This is a genomic window from Modestobacter sp. VKM Ac-2984 (assembly GCF_026967985.1).
Taxonomy (GTDB): domain Bacteria; phylum Actinomycetota; class Actinomycetes; order Mycobacteriales; family Geodermatophilaceae; genus Modestobacter.
The window spans coordinates 233,581-250,566 of the sequence record NZ_JAPVBJ010000006.1; the positions used below are offsets into that span (position 1 = coordinate 233,581).

Consider the following 16,986-nt stretch of genomic DNA (forward strand, 5'->3'; position numbering starts at 1 on the left):
GATGAGCCACGACCACGACCACCCCCACCACGACCACGGCCACTCCCACGGCGCGGTCTCCGGCGTGGAGGGCACCTGGGCCGACCCGCAGGCCGACGACCCGTTGTCGGTGTCGCGTCGCGCCTTCCTGGCAACCACCGCCGTCGTCGCCGGTGCCGCTGCCGGGCTGGGCAGCGCCGTCACCGGCATGGGCCAGGGCGTCGCTGCCGCCGCAGGTGCCGGGACGACGACGAACGCCTGGACCGGGCGCACCCGGTACTACGCCGGTGACCACCACATCCACACCAAGTACTCGCCGGACGCGCAGTACGACGTGGCGACGCAGATCATCAAGGGCCGGCAGTACGGCCTGGACTGGATGGTCATCACCGACCACGGTGGCGTCGCGCACCAGAAGCTCTCGATCGACAAGATCACCCCGGAGATCGAGAAGGTCCGCCGGCAGTACGCCGGCACGATGATCTACCAGGGCCTGGAGTGGAACATCCCGGGCGCGGAGCACGCCACGGTCATGCTGCCCCCGGGCAGCGCGACCGTCGACATCCTGAAGGCCTTCGAGGCCGGCTACGACGGCAGCGTGCTGTCGGCCAAGGGCGTGACCGGGAACGTGGAGCCCTACGCCATCGAGGCGCTGAAGTACCTGGACAACCAGGTGCGCAACCGGCGCACCGAGATCGCCCTCATGTTCGCCAACCACCCCAGCCGGCAGGGCATCGACAGCCCGCACGAGATGCGCAACTGGCGGGACGCCGCCCCGCAGGTCGCCGTCGGCATGGAGGGCGCGCCCGGTCACCAGGCCGCCGGCATCCCGACGTCGCAGGGCGGCCCCGGCAGCGGCCGCGGCTACTACGACAACGCCGGGGCCCGGGCTGACCGGTTCCTGCCCTACCCGCCGGAGTCCTACCGCACCTTCGGTGGCTTCGACTGGATGACCTCCACCGTCGGCGGCCTCTGGGACTCGCTGCTGTCCGAGGGCAAGCCGTGGTGGGTCACCGCGACGTCGGACTCGCACCGGGTCTTCCGGGACACCCGTGTCCAGGGGCCGCTGGACTACAACACCAACGGCACCAAGGGCGACGCGGTCGACACCGGCCGTCCGATCACCCAGTACGGCGACTTCTGGCCCGGCCAGTACAGCAGCACCCTCGTGGGTTCGGACTCCCGTTCCTACGTCGGCATCATGCAGGGCCTGCAGGCCGGCAAGGTCGTGGCCGTGCACGGCCGGATCATCGAGGGCCTGGACGTGCGGGTCCGCTCGGCGAAGGACGGCGACCCGCAGGGCGCCACGCTCGGTGGCCGCACCTGGGTGCGCCGCGGTGGTGACGTCACGGTGACCATCACGGTCAAGGTGGCCGGTGGCGCGAACGCCAACGGCGACGTGCCCAAGCTGGCCAAGGTCGACGTCATCAGCGGCCCGGTCACCGGTGCCGCGTCCGACCGGGACGTCTTCACCGCCCCGGAGACCGCCGTCGTGAAGACCTTCGAGGTCGGCCGCGGCCGGGCGCAGTGGAAGTTCGAGCACACGTTCACGAACGTGGAGCGGTCCTTCTACGTGCGCCTGCGGGGCAGCGACGGCAACCAGCTGGACGCCGCCGGCAACCCGCTCATGGACGTCGTCGGGGACGCGAACCCGTGGGAGGACCTCTGGTTCTACGCCAACCCGGTCTTCGTCGACGCCGTCTGATGACCGCCTCGCTGACGGCGGTCTGGTGGGGCGGGGCGCCGGTGGACGACCAGATCGCCGACGCCCACCTCCTGGCGGCGGTCGACGAGGCGCTGTCCGGCTCGGGAGCCGAGGCGGAGCTGGTCTGCACCCACGTGGACAGCTCCGCCCCGGCGCCCCGCATCGGCGTCTCGGTCCGGCTGACCGGGGAGCCCGCCGACCCGGCGGCGACCCGGTCGGCCCTGGCCCGGGCGTTGGCCGGCCCGGTGGTGGCCGGGGACGCCGACGAGGCCGAGGTCGTCGGCCCGGCCCGGACGGCGCTGCGCGAGGCCGGTGCCGGTGAGGCCGGCCGGGCGATCCGCTTCCCGGGTCAGGCCTCGGTCACCGGGCGGGTCTCCGTGGCCGACCTGATCGCCGCCACCGCGATCGACCAGGTCGTCGGGATCGGCGTGGAGCCGGCCGGCACCGACGTCGTGGACACCGGGCCGAACGGGTTCCTGCGGCCGCGGTTCTCCGGCGGCCGGCTGGCCCTGCTGGTCGAGCGAGCGGCCGGGGGCGTGCTCCAGCCGTTCGAGATCGAGAGCCCGCACCAGTGCTGCGAGGGCGGAGGGCACTGAGCACCCGGGCGACAGAGATGGCCATTTCTGTCGCCCGGGGACTCAGATCGCGGAGGTGGCGAAGCCGATCTCCTTGTCGGCGACGCACGCCGGGAAGGTCTCGAACACCCGGGCCCGCTCGGGGGAGTCGTGGTAGACGTCCTCCACCCGGCGGAACTCGTCCTGGTCGCCGTCGTGGGCGACGGCCCAGGTGAACGTCTGGTGCTCCTCGTCGGCCAGGGCGAACAGCACCCGGAAGCCGTACTGCTCGCGTACCGGCAGCAGGGACGGGAACCAGGCCAGGAAGTCGGCCATCCGGCCCGGTTCGAGCACGTATCGGCGCAGCTGCACGGTCTCCATGGCGTCATCCTGCCCGTCGTCGTCCGGCGGCACCTCCGGCCGGTGCCTGCACCGTCGGCGCACGGCAGACTGTCGGTGTGCGCTCCCCGACGGACGGCTGGACGACCTGCGCCCTGGGCCACCGGCACTGGGGGCTGGCCGGCGCGGCCGGCCTGCTGTTGCACCGGCCGGGCGCCGGCGGGATCGAGGTGCTCCTCCAGTTGCGGGTCGCGTGGTCGCACCACGGCGGCACCTGGGGCACGCCGGGCGGTGCGCTGCACCCGCAGGAGTCCCCGGCCGACGGCGCACTGCGCGAGGCCGGCGAGGAGCTCGGGTTGCGCCCGGCGGACGTCGTCCTGGGCGTGGAGTCCGTCGACGACCACGGCGGCTGGGTCTACACCACCGTCCTGGCCACGCCCGCCGGCGCCCTCGAGCCCGACGACCTGGCGCTGAACGAGGAGAGCGCGGGCGTCGGCTGGTTCCCCCTGGACGCGTTGCCGGTGCTCCACCCCGGGCTCGCCGCGGCCCTGCCGGTGCTCGTGCGCACGTTGACCGGTTCCGACGCCCCGTGACCGGACGGCAGACCGCGGCCCGGGTCCACTGGACGGTGCTGGCCCTCGTCGTCGGGGCGTGTCTCGCGACGTCGTTGACCCGCACCCTGATCGAGACGGCGGGCGGCCGCACCACCGCGGTGACGGAGCTGATCCGCTGGCTGAGCCTGTTCACCGTCGTGAGCAACGTGCTGGTGCTGGCCGCTGCGACGACCCTGGCGCTGGACCCGGTGCGCTCCGGTCGCCGCTGGCGGGTGCTGCTGCTCGACGCCCTGCTGGCCATCACGGTCACCGGGTTGGTCTTCTCGGTCCTGCTCTCGCCGACCGTCGACCCGACCGGCGTGACCGTGTGGACCAACCTCGTGCTGCACTACCTGTCCCCGCTGGCCATGGTGGTCGGCTGGCTGGTCTTCGGGCCGCGGCCGCGGATCACCGGTGGCACGGTCGCCTGGGCGATGGTCTTCCCGGTGGCCTGGATCGGCTGGACGATGTGGCACGGCGCGCAGAGCCGCTGGTACCCCTACTTCTTCCTGAACGCCCGCGACCTCGGCCTGGCGGTCGCGTTGCGGAACACCGCGTTGGTCGTGCTCCTGGCGCTGGCGTTCCTGCTGGTCTACTGGGCGGCCGACCGGTGGCTGTCGGCGACCCCCGACCGCCCCCGCGAGTCACCGGACCTCGCCACCAACGGCTGACCGCAGGCGGGCGCTCAACCCACGGTGACGGTCACGGAGACCAGCCGGTGGTCGCCGAGCGGCAGCTGCCGGACCTCGGGGCGCTGCGGCTCCAGGCCGGCCGGGCCGAGGACGTGGTCGAACTGCACCCGCGGGGCCGGCGCGGGATAGCTGGGCTCGCCGACCAGTCGCTGCGCGCCGAACACCCGCGCCGGCACCGCACCGACCAGGTTCAGGTCGCCGGCCAGCACGACCGGGCCGGGCAGCTGCGCGCACCACCGGCGCAGCCGGGTCAGCTGGCGCAGCGCGGTGTGCGGCGCGAACGAGAGGTGGGTGCAGACGACGGTGCAGTGCTCCAGCTCGGCGGCGATCGCCAGCCGCGGCTCGTCGGGGAACCACCACCGGCGCAGCCGCCCGGTCCGCGGGTCGGTGGCCCGCAGCGGGAGCCTCGCCCGCCCGGCGCCCAGCCCGAGCACCGACCAGCGCTGCACGGGCAGCCGGCTGACCAGCGCGATCCCGTAGTGCGGACCGGCCAACGTCTCCCACGACCCGCGCAGCACCGGCGGGTCGACCGGCGTCCAGCTGCGGAAGGGGTCGGGAGTGCCGGCGACGGCCGCGGCGAACCGCCAGTCGGCGGCGCCCAGCCCTGCGGCCACCTCGGCGGGCTGGTCGACACCGTGCGAGCGCGGCTGGCCGACGTCCACCTCCTGGACGGCGAGGACGTCGGCGTCCACCCCGGCGACCGCGGCCCGCAGCCCGGCGGCGTCGAGCGAGCGCCCGGCGCCGTCCCGGCCGGAGGCGAGGTTCAACGTCCCGACCCGGAGTTCCATGCCGCCATCAGACCAGTCCGGTGGTGCTCGTGCTCTGCTCACCCGTGGTGAGCAGAGCACGAGGCACCGGGGAGCACCTGGTCGGCGAGGCGGGGGGAGGGCCGGGCAGCTAGGTTCGGGCTCGTGAGTGCCCGCGCCGACGTCTCCGAGATCTTCGACCCCACCGCCTGGCGGCCGGTCGAGGGCTTCGAGCAGCTGACCGACGTCACCTACCACCGCGCCGTCGACGCCGGGGTCGTGCGGATCGCGCTCGACCGGCCCGAGGTGCGCAACGCCTTCCGCCCGCAGACGGTCGACCAGTTGCTCGCCGTCTTCGAGCACGCCCGGCTGGCCACCGACGTCGGCTGCGTGCTGCTGACCGGCAACGGCCCGAGCGAGAAGGACGGCGGCTGGGCGTTCTGCTCCGGCGGCGACCAGCGGGTGCGCGGCAAGTACGGCTACGAGGCCGGCGACGGCGCCAACGGGCGGCTGCACATCCTCGAGGTGCAGCGGCTCATCCGGTTCATGCCGAAGGTCGTCGTCTGCGTCGTCCCGGGTTGGGCGGCCGGTGGCGGGCACAGCCTGCACGTCGTCGCCGACCTCACCCTGGCCAGCGCCGAGCACGCCCGGTTCAAGCAGACCGACGCCGACGTCGGCAGCTTCGACGGTGGCTTCGGCTCGGCCTACCTGGCCCGCCAGGTCGGGCAGAAGTTCGCCCGGGAGGTCTTCTTCCTCGGCGAGGAGTACTCCGCTGAGGAGGCGCACCGGATGGGCATGGTCAACCGGGTCGTGCCGCACGCGGAGCTGGAGGCCACCGCGCTGGACTGGGGCCGCCGGATCGTGGCCAAGAGCCCGACCGCCCAGCGGATGCTCAAGTACTCGTTCAACCTGATCGACGACGGGCTGGTCGGTCAGCAACTGTTCGCCGGGGAGACCACCCGGCTGGCCTACATGGCCGAGGAGGCCGTGGAGGGTCGGGACTCGTTCCTGGAGAAGCGCCCGGCCGACTTCTCCCGCTTCCCCTGGCACGCCTGAAGGAGGACGAAGATGATCGTCGAGGTGATCGGTGGCGCCGACGAGGTGCCCGAGGTGCGGTTGGCCGACGTCGATGACCTGGCCCGGCTGCACCTGGCCGTGGGTGCGCTGACCGACGAGGACGTCGACCGGGCGTTGCGCGATGCGGGCATGGGTCGGCTGACCGACGGTGACACCGCGCTGCTGGACGTGGCGGCCCTGCGCGCCGCGGCCGGTCGACAGACGACCGCCGACGACTGGCCGCAGGGCTTCGACCGGATGGTGGCGCAGGCCCTCGAGAAGGGCTGGACCGGGGACGACGGAGCCAGCCTGCAGGTGCACGTGGAGCCCGCCGCGTCGGCCTGAGGGCGGTGCCGGCCCACTGTGATCTCGACGCGGGATCGCTCGGTTGTTGTGGTCACTCCACTTTTGTGGGCACGATTGCACGGTGACGACGACCGAACGGCCTCCGCGACCCGCCGGCGCACGCCCTCCGGGCCGTCCGCTGTCCTCGGAGCTGTCCGAGCAACTGGTGGCCGTGGCGGTGGAGATCCTGGCCGACGAGGGCTGGGGGAGGCTCAACAGCGACCGCATCGCGGCACGTGCCAAGGCCGGCAAGGCCGGCATCTACCGGCGGTGGCCGACGATGGCCGCGCTGGCGCGGCACGCCCTGAGCACCGCCCCGCTGGTGGAGCTGCCCGCCGACTCCGGTTCGCTGCGGGGCGACCTCTGCGAGCTGCTGGCCCGCTGGACCCGGCCACTGGACCGGACCGAGCGCGCGGCGGCGAGCCTGGTGGGGGCGGCGCGGCACGACGACGAGCTGCGCGCCGGCCTGGAGGAGGCACTGGTGCGCCCGCTGGCCGGTGCCGTGCGGGAGATCGCGGCGCGGGAGGCGACCCGCGGGCGTGAGCTGTCGCAGCAGCAGGTCGCGCTGCTCGGCTCGGTGGTCCAGGCGCTGTGGTGGCAGCGCTACACGGCGTTCGGTCCGGTGGTGATGAGCACCCCGCAGGTCGAGCAGCTGGTCACCGGCGTGCTGCTGCCGGTCCTCGCGCCCGAGCAGCTGCCGGCGGGCTGAGCCCGCTCAGTCGATGCGCACGTCCAGCTCGCGGGCGAGCCGGCGCACCCCGTCCTCCAGCACGGCCAGCGTGGCGACCGTCGTCGCGTGCTCCGGTCCGCGCGCCTCGCCGGGCTCCAGGCCGAGCACCTGCCGGCGGTTGGCGAGCACCAGGATCCGCCCGGCCACGAGGAACAGGCCGGCCGCCAGGCGACTGAGCACGTCGACCGCTGCGCCGTCCGGCTGCCCCGATGCCGAGAGCGCCGTCGCGAGCGCCGCGGACACCCGCCCGCCGGCCTGCTCGACCAGGGTCCGTTCGCGTTCCTGCAGGCTCGGGCTCCGCGCCAGGGCCTCCAGGTAGCTGCGGCTCTCCGGCCGCGCCTCCTGCTCCAGCAGCTGGTGCAGGTCCCGCTCCACGTAGCTGCGCAGGGCGGCGAGCGGACCGGTGCCGTCCGGCCGGGCCGCGACGGCGGCGGCGACCCCCTCGACCCACGGCGTCCGGCCGTCGAAGAACAGTGCTTCCTTGCTCTCGAAGTGGTTGAAGACGGTCTGCACGGCGACGTCGGCAGCGGTGGCGACGTCGGCGATGGTCACCGCGTCGAAGTCGCGCTCGGCGAACAGTCGCTGCGCCGCCGCGCGGATCTCCACCCGGGTCTGCGCCTTCCGGCGTTCCCGGCGCCCCCCTGCCGCCGTCTCCACGTTGGCCAATGTAGAGCGCAACTCACCGTGTCCAGGGCTGTGTGAGCCGGTCAGTGCGGTGTCCCCGCCGGCCTCCGGGGGTGGCACTGGGTGCCACCCGGCGCCGGACCCCTTAGCGTGGGGCCCGTCACGTTCGAGGCGGGGAGACGGTGGATGAAGACGCACGGTGCTGTGCTGCGGGGTCCCGGCGACTGGGAGGTCGCCGAGCTGGAGCTGGTCGACCCCGGTCCGGGGCAGGTGCTGGTGGAGATGGCCTACGCGGGCCTGTGCCACTCCGACGAGCACCTGCGGTTCGAGAGCCAGCGTTACCCGATCGTCGGCGGGCACGAGGGCGCCGGCGTCGTCCAGGCCGTCGGGGCCGGCGTCACCGGCGTGCAGCCCGGTGACCACGTGGTCACCTCCTTCCTGCCGGCCTGCGGCCACTGCCGCTGGTGCGCCACCGGCCGGTCGAACCTCTGCGACCTCGGGGCGACCATCGGCACCGGTCAGCTGCCCGGCGGGACGTGGCCGTTCCGGCTGGACGGCGAGGAGCTCGGCGGGTTCTGCATGGTCGGTGCCTTCGCCCAGCACTCGGTGCTCTCGGAGTTCTCCTGCGTCAAGATCGAGCCGCACCTGCCGCTGGACGTCGCCGCGCTGATGGCCTGCAGCGTCCCGACCGGCTGGGGGTCCGCGGTGAACGCCGGGCCGGTGCGCCAGGGGGACGTCGTGGTGGTCGTCGGCACCGGTGGGGTCGGCTGCAACGCGGTGCAGGGTGCGGCGATGGCCGGCGCGGGGGCCGTCGTCGCCGTCGACCCGGTGGCCTTCCGCCGCGAGTTCGCCCAGACCCTGGGGGCCACCCACGCGGTCGCGAGCACCGAGGAGGCGGCGGGCCTGGCCCGGCAGCTGTCCCGCGGCACGGGGGCCGACGTCGTCATCCTGGCCACCGGCACGACCAGCCCGGAGATCACCGGCGGCGCCTACCGCTGCCTGGGCAAGGGCGGCACGCTGGTGCTCACCGGTCTGGCCGACCACACGATGGAGACGACCGTCGCGCTGCCCGGCAACATCACCACCGTCTACGAGCAGCGGGTCCAGGGTGCGCTGTACGGGATGTGCAACGCCTACCGGGACATCCCGCGGCTGCTGCGGCTCTACGAGGACGGCGCCCTCGAGGTCGAGTCGCTGATCACGAAGCGCTACTCGCTCGACGAGGTCAACCAGGGCTACCAGGACCAGCGCGACGGCACCGTCATCCGCGGCGTCCTCCAGCACCAGCACTGAGCCACCCCTGAGCCACCAAAATGGCCATTTTGGTGGCTCAGGGGGTGACCGTGCGGGCGGCTGGGCAGGGCATCGGGCATGGCTGAACCCACGATCGCCGTCCTGGACGTCGACGGCACCCTGGTCGACACGAACTACCAGCACGCCCTGGCCTGGTACCGGGCGCTGCGCTCCTGCGGGGAGACCTTCCCGATCTGGCGCATCCACCGGCTCATCGGCATGGGCGGTGACCAGCTGGTGGGGGCGCTCGGCGGCGACGACGTCGAGGCCCGGATCGGGGACCGGGCGCGGGACCGCTGGGTCGAGGAGTTCGACCTGATGCTGCCGGAGATCGCGCCGCTGCCCGGTGCCCGCGACCTGCTGCTGGCGGTCAAGGAGCGCGGTCACCGGCTGGTGCTGGCCAGCTCGGGCAAGCCGAAGCACGTGGACGCGTTCATCGACCTGCTCGACGTGCGGGACCTGGCCGACGCCGTCACCTCCAGCGAGGACGTCGAGGCGTCCAAGCCGGCGCCGGACCTGCTCGGGACCGCGCTGGAGAAGCTCGGGGTGTCCGCGGACTCCGACAGCGTGCTGGTCGGTGACTCGGTGTGGGACGTGGAGGCCGCCAAGAACGCCGGGATGCCGGCGATCGTCGTCCGCTCCGGTGGCTTCGGGGACGACGAGCTCCGCGACGCCGGTGCGGTGGGGATCTACGACACCCCGGCCGACCTCGCGGCCGCCCTGGACGACACCCCGCTCGCCTGAGGGGAGGCTGCGGGCGGCACTGTGCGGTGCGGGCCCGTTCCCGGCCGGGAACGGGCCTTCACCGCACAGTGCTGGAGACGCTCCTCAGCCGACGACGCCGGCGCGGAGCGAGGCGTACTCGTCGACGGCGCACATCGGCGGCCGCTCGTCGACGGCGACGGTGTGGCTCTTCGGCACGAAGCCGCGGCCGTCGTGGGCGAACTGGGTGAGCAGCCCGCCGGGCTCCAGGCGGCGCCGGTCCGGCCGGCCCCGCTCGGCGCGGGACAGCACGGTGGAGACGATCTGGCCGGCCATCGTGCCCAGCGCCTCGTCGGTCTGGTGGGAGTGGGTGCGGATGCCGAGGTCGACCTGGGCCAGCCCGTTGAGCCCGCAGACTCCCAGCAGGTCGACCAGCAGCCCGACCTCCACGCCGTAGCCGGAGACGAACGGCACCTGCTCCAGGGCCGAGCGCCGGCCGGCGTACTCGCCGCCCAGCGGCTGCACGAACCCGGCCAGCTCGGGCCAGAGCGCGTTCAGCAGCGGCCGGGCGGTGAGCTCGGTGACCCGGCCGCCGCCGGCCGGGCGGTGCTCGCCGTCCACGGACAGCGGGCGGGTGTAACAGCCCTTGACGTACTCGACGCGCGGGTCGGTGAGCAGCGGCACGAGCAGCCCGGGCACGTAGTGGCTGACGTCGCCCAGCAGGTCGGAGTCGATGAAGACGATGAGGTCGCCGGTGGTGGCCGCCAGCGACTTCCACAGCGCCTCGCCCTTGCCCGGGCGGTCGCCCTGCATCGGCAGGACGTCGCCGGCCGCGACGGCCTCGGCGCCGGCCGCCCGGGCGACCTCGGCGGTCGCATCGGTGGAGTGCGAGTCGATGACGAGGAGCTCGTCGACGAGGGGCACGCCCTCGACCCAGCGCTCGGCCAGGTCGCGGACCAGGACCCCGACGGTGGCCTCTTCGTTCCGCGCCGGTAGGACGACGCTGATCCGGTGCCCGCCGCGGCGCTTGGCCAGCAGCAGGGCGTCGACGTCGATCTCGGCCAGGGAGGTGGCCGACGTGGTGCGGTGCTCGAACCATGCGCGGGCGTCAGGTCGCATCGGCCCACTGTCGAGCACCACACCCACCTCCGGCACATCGGCGGGGCGTCGTTCACATGAACTTCACGTTCCCCCTGGATCAGAGCCTGACTGCTGCCCGGGGACCCGGCAACTCGCATGGGGGTGGCCCACCTCACGGGTCGGGCGGCCGCGACCGGTCGTCAGGCGGAGGTGCCCTGCGCGGGCAGCGCCACCACGGCCCCGGGCGCGGTGAGGGCCACCGTGGTGGCCGAGCCGGCGGCGGCGACCGCGGCCGCGAAGTCGCGGGGTGGTTCGACGAGCAGCGCCCGCATCCGGGCCCGCCAGGGGCTGGGCAGCGAGGTCAGCCCGGCGACGGCGAAGGTGCCCCAGTGCACCGGGACGGCGACCCGCGGGCGGAGCAGCGCCACGGCCCGGGCCGCACCCGCCGGGTCCAGGTGGCCGGGGCCGAGCGAGGGGCCCCAGCCCCAGACCGGCAGCAGGGCGACGTCCACGCCGTCCTCGCCGAGGTCGGCCATCCCGGGGAAGAGGTCGGTGTCGCCGGCGGCGTAGACGGTGACGCCGTCCCCGGAGACCAGGTGCCCGACTGCCGGGGCGTGCGGGCCGTGGGTGAGGTGCGGACCCCAGCGGTGGGCGGCGTGGTCGGCCGTGGTGGCGGTGACGGTGAGGCCGCCGTCGGTGAGGCTCGCGCCGACGCCGAGCTCCTCCACGGCGGTGAAGCCGTGCCGGGTGAGCCACCGGCCGGCGCCGCGGGGCACCACGATCGGCGTGCTGCGGCCCAACCGGCGCAGGGAGGGCAGGTGCAGGTGGTCGTTGTGCAGGTGCGAGACGACCACGAGGTCGATGCCGGCCCAGGCCTCCGACGCCAGCCGGGGGACCACCCGCCGCAGCGGGCCCAGCCGGTGGGTGAGCAGCGGGTCGGTGAGCACCGTGCGGCCCGCCAGCTCGATCCGGACGGTCGAGTGGCCCAGGAAGCGCAGGGACGGCGCGGTCACCGGGTGAGTGTCGCGCCGACCACCCGCCCGGGGCATCACACCTCGGCGCGTGGTCTCGGCAGGGGCACGGGTGCGGGCAGGGGTGCGACCACCGCCGGACCGGGGCGGCCCAGCAGGTCGGCCACCTCGGCGGCGGTCAGGCAGGTCGGCAGCACCGGGCCGGAGACGGCGACCACGCCCTGCACGCGCAGCTCGTGGAGGAGCTCCCGGGAGGTGATCTCCTTGGCCACGGTGGAGACCTCGAAGTCGCGGGCGCTGCGGCCGATCGCGCCCAGCACCTCCAGCATCCGGTCGTGGTTGCCGCCGGCCGACAGGTTGCGGACGTCGACCATCACCACCTCCAGCGGCAGCCGGGCGAGCTGCGACCACAGGGTGGAGCCCATGCCGTAGTCGTCCAGCCCGAGCCGGACGCCGGTCCGGTGCACGGCGTGCAGCGCCGGGATGAGCGCCGCCGACGAGGTCTGCAGCACCTCCTCGGTGACGAAGAGGGTGAGCCGGGGAGGTGCCAGGTCGGCTGCGGCCAGCGCCACGGCCACCTCGCCGGGCAGCTCGTCGGCGTGCACCAGCCCCGCGGGCAGGTCGACGGCGACGAGCAGCTCGTCGCCGAGGGCGGCCACGTCGGCGCAGGCGCGGGTGATCAGCCACTGCTGCAGGGCGGCGGTGCAGCCCTGCCGCTCGGCGGCGGCCCACAGCTCTGCGGCGGGCAGCGTGCCGAGCTCGGGGTGCACCCAGACCGGCTGGGCGTGCAGCGCGGCGAGGATGCCGGTGTCGCCGTTGGCGATGGTGTCGAAGCGGAGCTGCACCTCCCCGTCGGCCAGGGCGGTCGCGACCGAGCTGCTGGCCGCGGCCTGCGCCACCCGGTCCTCGGTGTGCAGCCGCCAGCAGCCCTTGCCGGCCTTCTTGGCGGCGCCGAGGGCGGCGTCGGCCTGGCGGAAGGCGAGCTGGCCGCCTCCGGGGTGCACCCGGCAGAGGCCCACGCTGGCGCCGATGGTGAAGGTCCGGTTGCCGATCCGGCAGGGGCGGGCGAGCACGTCGACGACCCGATGGGCGGCCTCGACGGCAGCCTCCTCGTCCCCGGCCAGCAGCACGGCGAACTCGTCGCCGCCCAGGCGGGCGACCAGGTCGTCGGTGCGCAGCAGGCCCTGCAGCCGCCGGGCCACCTCGACGAGCAGCAGGTCGCCGGCCTCGTGCCCGGCGGAGTCGTTGACCGCCTTGAACCCGTCGAGGTCGAGCACCAGCAGCGAGCGCTCGCCGGAGGTCGCCGACCCGGCGGCCATCTCCTGGAAGAGCAGCGCGCGGTTCGGCAGCCGGGTGAGGTGGTCGGTGAAGGCCATCCGCTCCAGCTCGCGCTCGCGGCGTCGCCGGGTGGTCACGTCCCGCAGGTGGAGCACCCGCCGGCCGCTGCCGGGGCGCTCGTGGTGGCTGACCTCCAGCTCCCGTCCCTCGCCCTCGGGGCCCTGCAGTCGCAGGTGGACCACGGGGGCGGCCCCGTCGGCCGCGACGGTCAGCTCGCGGCGGACGCGGGGGCGGTCCTCCTCGTGCAGCAGGTCCAGCAGCGGCAGGTGCGGGTCGGCCGCGGCGGCGATCCCGAGCAGCGTCCGGGCCGCGGGGGAGGTGAACTCGAGCCGGAGGTCGGCGTCGACGATCGCCACGCCGTCCGAGCTGGCCTCGACCAGGCCACGGAAGTCCTCCTCGCTGCGGAGCAGGTCCTCCTCGATGCGGTCGCTGTCCCGGATCCGCATGAACAGCCGCACCAGCAGCAGGAGGACCACCACGGCGGTGCAGGCGAGCGCGCCGTCGGGGACGCGCAGGTCCAGCAGCAGGGCCGCCACCAGGGTGACCGGCACCCCGACCAGCGCCAGGACGTCGACGACCACGCCCGCGGAGTTCACGATCGGGGCGGCGTCGGCCGGGGAGAGCTCGGCCGGGACGGCGCTGGCCAGCTGGACGGCGTGCACGCCGGTCACCAGCGCGCTGGCGATCACCACGTCGGCGGCGGTGGACCACAGGCCGGTCGGCTGCGCGATGTGTGCCGCCAGCAACGCGGAGGCGAGCCCCAGCAGGGCGGTCATCAGGATGATCGCGGTCGCCGGACGCCGGACGGCTGCGGTCGAGACCGTGCACAGCGCTCCGACGACGCCGACCGCCGCCGCCGGGTAGACGGCGTAGGCGAGCACGAGGGGCTGCAGGTCCGGCCGGATCGCTCCCGGCGCCATCGCGGGGGCCAGCACCAGGACGTCGACGACGACGACGAGGGCGAAGGCCACCATCACCCCGTCGACCACCAGGACCGGCCAGCGGGTGCCGCGGACCCGCCCGCCGATCAGCGCGGCGCTCACCGTCGGACCCAGCGCGGCGACGAGGACCACCACGATGCCGACGCTGATGCGGCCCTGCGTGCCGCCGATGCCCAGCCCGGTCACGAGGCCGGCGCAGGCGAAGAGCAGGGAGCTGAGTCCCAGCAGCTGCCAGGGCAGCCGGTCCGGGCGGGCCATCCGCCGGGTCAGCCGGCTGCAGCGCCAGGCGGCCCAGGCCCCGACCGCGGTCAGCACCAGGTTGTCCCACTGGGGCAGTGCCCCGGGCGGGCTGACCGGCACGGTGACGCCCAGCGCGACCAGCGCGCCGAGCAGCACCAGCGCCAGGTGCGGACGCCGGGCTGCGGTCACGTCGCCGGCCCGCCGTCCCCGGCCCGGAGCAGGCCGGGCACGCCCGCCGCCGAGGTGGGCACGGGCACCCCGCCGAGGCCGGGGAGCTGGGTGGTCAGCGCAGACCGGTCCAGCGGGCGGGCCAGCAGGTAACCCTGGATGAACCGGTGGCCCATGTCGCGGAGCAGGTGCAGCTCGGTCGCCGTCTCGACGCCCTCCACCACCACGACCAGGCCCAGGCTGGTGCCCAGGTGCAGCACGGAGCTGCACAGCGCCCGGCGCTGCGGGTCGGTCTCGACGTCGGCGAGGAACTGCCGGTCCATCTTCAGGACGTCGATCGGCAGGCCGACGAGGTAGGCCAGCGAGGACCAGCCGGTGCCGAAGTCGTCGACGGCGATCCGGACGCCCAGCCGCCGCAGGGCCGCCAGGTCGTCGGTCACGTGCTCGTCGTCCAGCAGCACCGACTCGGTGATCTCCAGGACCAGTCGGCAGGCGGGCAGCCCGCTGGACTCCAGGGCGCACAGCACGTCGGCGACCAGCTCGCCGCTGCGCACGTGCCGCGCCGAGACGTTGACCGCCACCCCGAGGTCCGGGTGGGGGAGCGCGGCGACCGTGGCGGTGGCCTCGGCCAGCACCCACCGGCCCAGTTCGGTGATCAGCGCAGACTCCTCGGCCAGTGGCACGAACTCCGCCGGGGACACCTCGCCGTAGGTGGGGTGCCGCCAGCGCAGCAGCGCCTCGACGGAGACGGTGCGGTGCAGGGCCAGGTCGACGACCGGCTGGTACACCAGCCGCAGCTGGTCCTCGGCGAGGGCCCGGTGCAGGTCGGTGCGCAGCGTCTCCTCGCGCTGCTGGGTGATCCGCAGCGCGTCGGAGTGCCGGCGGACCCGGCCGGGGCCGGCGGCGCGGGCGCTGCGCAGCGCCAGGTCGCCCCAGCGCAGCGCCTCCCCGGCATCCGCGTCGGCGTCCAGGGACGTGACGCCGGCGGCGGCGGTCAGCCGCAGCGTGCCGCTGGCGGTGGCCACTGGCTCGACAGCGGCGACCAGCCGGCCGGCGATGACCTCGGCGTCGGCCACCGTGCCGGACACCAGCACGGCGAACTCGCTGGCCCCGGAGCGGGCCAGCCAGTCGTCGCCGCGCAGCGCCCGGGCGAACCGGGTGGTCAGCTCACGCAGCACCGGGACGTCGTCGCCGGCGGGCAGCCCGTCGACGCCCAGCACGACCAGGGAGGCGCTGCTGGCCGAGTTGCTGCTGGCCGAGGTGCTGCCACCCGAGGGGGTGCGGAAGGCGGCGGCGAGCCGCTGGGTGAGCGCCGAGCGGTTGGGCAGGCCGGTCGTCGGGTCACTGGTGCTGAACGCGGGCAGGGGGTCGGCCGGCTGCGGGGCGCTCGCGCTGACGTCCCGGCAGTAGAGGACGAGTGCGCCCACGTCGGGGTCGCCGCGCAGGTCGCGGACCTGGGACTGGATCAGCAGCCAGCGGCCGTCGAGGTGTCGCACCCGCGCCGTCCGGGTCTTGGTCTCCGAGGGGTCGACCGAGGTGGCGCTCAGGGCGGCGATCAGGCCCGGGGCGTCGTCGGGGTGGACGGCGGCGGCGATCGAGCGACCGACGATGCGCTGCGGGTCCAGGCCGAGCAGCGTGGTGATGGCCGGGGAGACCCACTGCACCCGCAGCTGGTCGTCGAGGATCAGCACCGGGTCGGCGCTGCCGCGCACCAGCGTGCGGAAGTAGGCCTCGCTGCGCTGCAGGTCGCTGGTGAGCCGCTGCTGGGTGCGCCAGGACACCGCCTGGTGGGCCAGCAGGGCGCCCAGCCCGAGTGCGCCGAGCGTCGTCCCGAAGATGGTCAGGGTGCCGGTGACCGGGACGCTGATCAGCAGCAACGAGCCGCCGGCCAGCGCGGTGGCGTGCGGGAGCAGCGCGCCGAGGGTGGAGCCGGCCGCGTTCCCGCGGTCGGCGGTGGGCCGCGGCCGGTCGGCGCGGCAGGCCACCAGGAGCAGGGCCAGCCCGAGGACGCTCAGGGCGCAGGCCAGGTACTGGACCGGGCCCGGCCCGGAAGCGATCGAGGAGCAGGCGCCGGCCATCGCGGTGGCGACCTGCGAGGCGAAGAGCAGCCAGCCGACGGGGCGCTGCGCGGCCGGGCAGATCGCGATGAACACCAGGGAGAAGCCGGTGCCGACGGCGACGCTGGACAGCAGGGCGAACAGCGCGACCGTCTCGGACAGGGAGAGGAGCCCCTCTCTGCCGATGGTCAGGTGGTACAGCGTGTGCACGGTCAGCAGGTCGGCGAGCACGAAGAGCGTGAGCATCGTGGCGACCTGGGCCCGCGCGGCCCGCAGCGAGGCGCGGTCGAGCATCCGCAGGATCGCGACGACCATCAGCAGCTGACCAGGGGCGCTGCCCAGTGCGCTCTGGCCCCACGGCAGCACGGCCGTGGCGGCCAGGGCGCCGACGGCCCCGAGGGCCACCGAGGTCGCGCACCAGCGCCAGCCGGCCGGGTGGGCGCTCCGTCGTCCGTCGCGGACGAGCAGGGCGACCACACCGACGACGGCCAGGAAGTTCACCGTCACCGCGACGGCGACCGAGGTCGGGGCGGGCAGCAGGCCGACGGACAGGGTCGCGAGGGCGGCGAGGACGGCGAGGAGCAGTGGCCGGGTCAGCGTGCGGACGGCGACCGGGCCGCCCCGCGTCGGAGCGGCCATGGCCCGCGTCGGTGCGGTGAGGGCTCCGGAGGTCACGGGTCAGTTGTCGGGACCCGGGCCTCCGGACTGCAGAGGTGGCGGGGGCCACTCACCCGAAGGGGAGGGGGACCTCCTGCTCAGTGGCGGCGGTTCACCAGCGCAGGGGCTGGGTCGCCCGGGAGTCCGCGGTGCGGCAGACCCGGCAGTGACCCCAG

Annotated in this window: 16 protein-coding genes; 9 read left to right on the top strand and 7 right to left on the bottom strand. The window is 74.7% G+C overall.

What is annotated here, in order from left to right:
- Position 1: 1 nt before the first annotated feature.
- Entirely contained in the window at positions 2–1,684 is a 1,683-nt protein-coding gene (locus O2W16_RS14355) for a PHP domain-containing protein (protein ID WP_269159493.1), read from the top strand.
- Positions 1,684–2,280 (top strand): hypothetical protein, encoded by a 597-nt coding sequence (locus tag O2W16_RS14360; RefSeq protein ID WP_269159494.1) that lies wholly within the window; start codon positions 1,684–1,686, stop codon positions 2,278–2,280. The genes O2W16_RS14355 and O2W16_RS14360 overlap by 1 nt, the downstream gene beginning before the upstream one ends.
- 42 nt (positions 2,281–2,322) lie before the next feature.
- Here O2W16_RS14360 and O2W16_RS14365 read toward each other — a convergent pair whose 3' ends face one another.
- Positions 2,323–2,619 (bottom strand): hypothetical protein, encoded by a 297-nt coding sequence (locus tag O2W16_RS14365; protein WP_269159495.1) that lies wholly within the window; start codon positions 2,617–2,619, stop codon positions 2,323–2,325.
- Positions 2,620–2,696: 77 nt separating this feature from the next.
- Between O2W16_RS14365 and O2W16_RS14370 the strand changes: the two genes are divergently transcribed.
- Complete coding sequence (locus O2W16_RS14370) at positions 2,697–3,170, top strand: NUDIX domain-containing protein (protein ID WP_269159496.1); 474 nt, start codon at positions 2,697–2,699, stop codon at positions 3,168–3,170.
- Complete coding sequence (locus O2W16_RS14375; protein WP_269159497.1) at positions 3,167–3,841, top strand: Pr6Pr family membrane protein; 675 nt, start codon at positions 3,167–3,169, stop codon at positions 3,839–3,841. Before O2W16_RS14370 ends, O2W16_RS14375 begins: the two co-directional genes overlap by 4 nt.
- Before the next feature lie 14 nt (positions 3,842–3,855).
- Here the strand turns inward: O2W16_RS14375 and O2W16_RS14380 are convergent, their stop codons facing one another.
- The gene (locus O2W16_RS14380) at positions 3,856–4,650 is read right to left on the bottom strand and encodes an endonuclease/exonuclease/phosphatase family protein (protein WP_269159498.1); all 795 of its coding nucleotides are present in this window, start codon (positions 4,648–4,650) and stop codon (positions 3,856–3,858) included.
- Between the two features lie 123 nt (positions 4,651–4,773).
- Between O2W16_RS14380 and O2W16_RS14385 the strand changes: the two genes are divergently transcribed.
- The 3 genes from O2W16_RS14385 (at position 4,774) to O2W16_RS14395 (ending at position 6,718) form a co-directional block, all read left to right on the top strand.
- Complete coding sequence (locus O2W16_RS14385; RefSeq protein ID WP_269159499.1) at positions 4,774–5,664, top strand: 1,4-dihydroxy-2-naphthoyl-CoA synthase; 891 nt, start codon at positions 4,774–4,776, stop codon at positions 5,662–5,664.
- A 12-nt stretch (positions 5,665–5,676) separates the two neighbouring features.
- Positions 5,677–6,009 carry a hypothetical protein gene (locus O2W16_RS14390; protein ID WP_269159500.1) on the top strand — a complete coding sequence of 111 codons (333 nt, stop codon included), beginning with the start codon at positions 5,677–5,679 and terminating at the stop codon, positions 6,007–6,009.
- Positions 6,010–6,091: 82 nt separating this feature from the next.
- Positions 6,092–6,718 (top strand): TetR-like C-terminal domain-containing protein, encoded by a 627-nt coding sequence (locus O2W16_RS14395; protein WP_269159501.1) that lies wholly within the window; start codon positions 6,092–6,094, stop codon positions 6,716–6,718.
- Positions 6,719–6,724: 6 nt separating this feature from the next.
- Here O2W16_RS14395 and O2W16_RS14400 read toward each other — a convergent pair whose 3' ends face one another.
- A complete protein-coding gene (locus O2W16_RS14400) occupies positions 6,725–7,396 on the bottom strand; it encodes a TetR/AcrR family transcriptional regulator (RefSeq protein ID WP_269159502.1) in 672 nt (223 codons plus the stop codon).
- Between the two features lie 153 nt (positions 7,397–7,549).
- On the opposite strand from O2W16_RS14400, the gene O2W16_RS14405 reads away from it, so the two are divergent.
- Together O2W16_RS14405 and O2W16_RS14410 are read left to right on the top strand one after the other, a co-directional pair.
- A complete protein-coding gene (locus O2W16_RS14405; RefSeq protein WP_269159503.1) occupies positions 7,550–8,656 on the top strand; it encodes an NDMA-dependent alcohol dehydrogenase in 1,107 nt (368 codons plus the stop codon).
- Positions 8,657–8,734: 78 nt separating this feature from the next.
- Positions 8,735–9,400 (top strand): HAD family hydrolase, encoded by a 666-nt coding sequence (locus O2W16_RS14410; protein WP_269159504.1) that lies wholly within the window; start codon positions 8,735–8,737, stop codon positions 9,398–9,400.
- A gap of 84 nt (positions 9,401–9,484) precedes the next feature.
- On the opposite strand, the gene O2W16_RS14415 is transcribed toward O2W16_RS14410, so the two are convergent.
- The 4 genes from O2W16_RS14415 to O2W16_RS14430 all read right to left on the bottom strand — a co-directional run bounded on the left by O2W16_RS14415 (position 9,485) and on the right by O2W16_RS14430 (position 16,792).
- Complete coding sequence (locus tag O2W16_RS14415; RefSeq protein WP_269159505.1) at positions 9,485–10,477, bottom strand: glucosyl-3-phosphoglycerate synthase; 993 nt, start codon at positions 10,475–10,477, stop codon at positions 9,485–9,487.
- 161 nt (positions 10,478–10,638) lie between these two features.
- Positions 10,639–11,451 carry an MBL fold metallo-hydrolase gene (locus O2W16_RS14420; protein WP_269159506.1) on the bottom strand — a complete coding sequence of 271 codons (813 nt, stop codon included), beginning with the start codon at positions 11,449–11,451 and terminating at the stop codon, positions 10,639–10,641.
- Positions 11,452–11,486: 35 nt separating this feature from the next.
- Positions 11,487–14,117 (bottom strand): diguanylate cyclase domain-containing protein, encoded by a 2,631-nt coding sequence (locus O2W16_RS14425; protein WP_269159507.1) that lies wholly within the window; start codon positions 14,115–14,117, stop codon positions 11,487–11,489.
- Complete coding sequence (locus O2W16_RS14430) at positions 14,114–16,792, bottom strand: putative bifunctional diguanylate cyclase/phosphodiesterase (protein WP_269159508.1); 2,679 nt, start codon at positions 16,790–16,792, stop codon at positions 14,114–14,116. The genes O2W16_RS14425 and O2W16_RS14430 overlap by 4 nt, the downstream gene beginning before the upstream one ends.
- Positions 16,793–16,986: the final 194 nt, after the last annotated feature.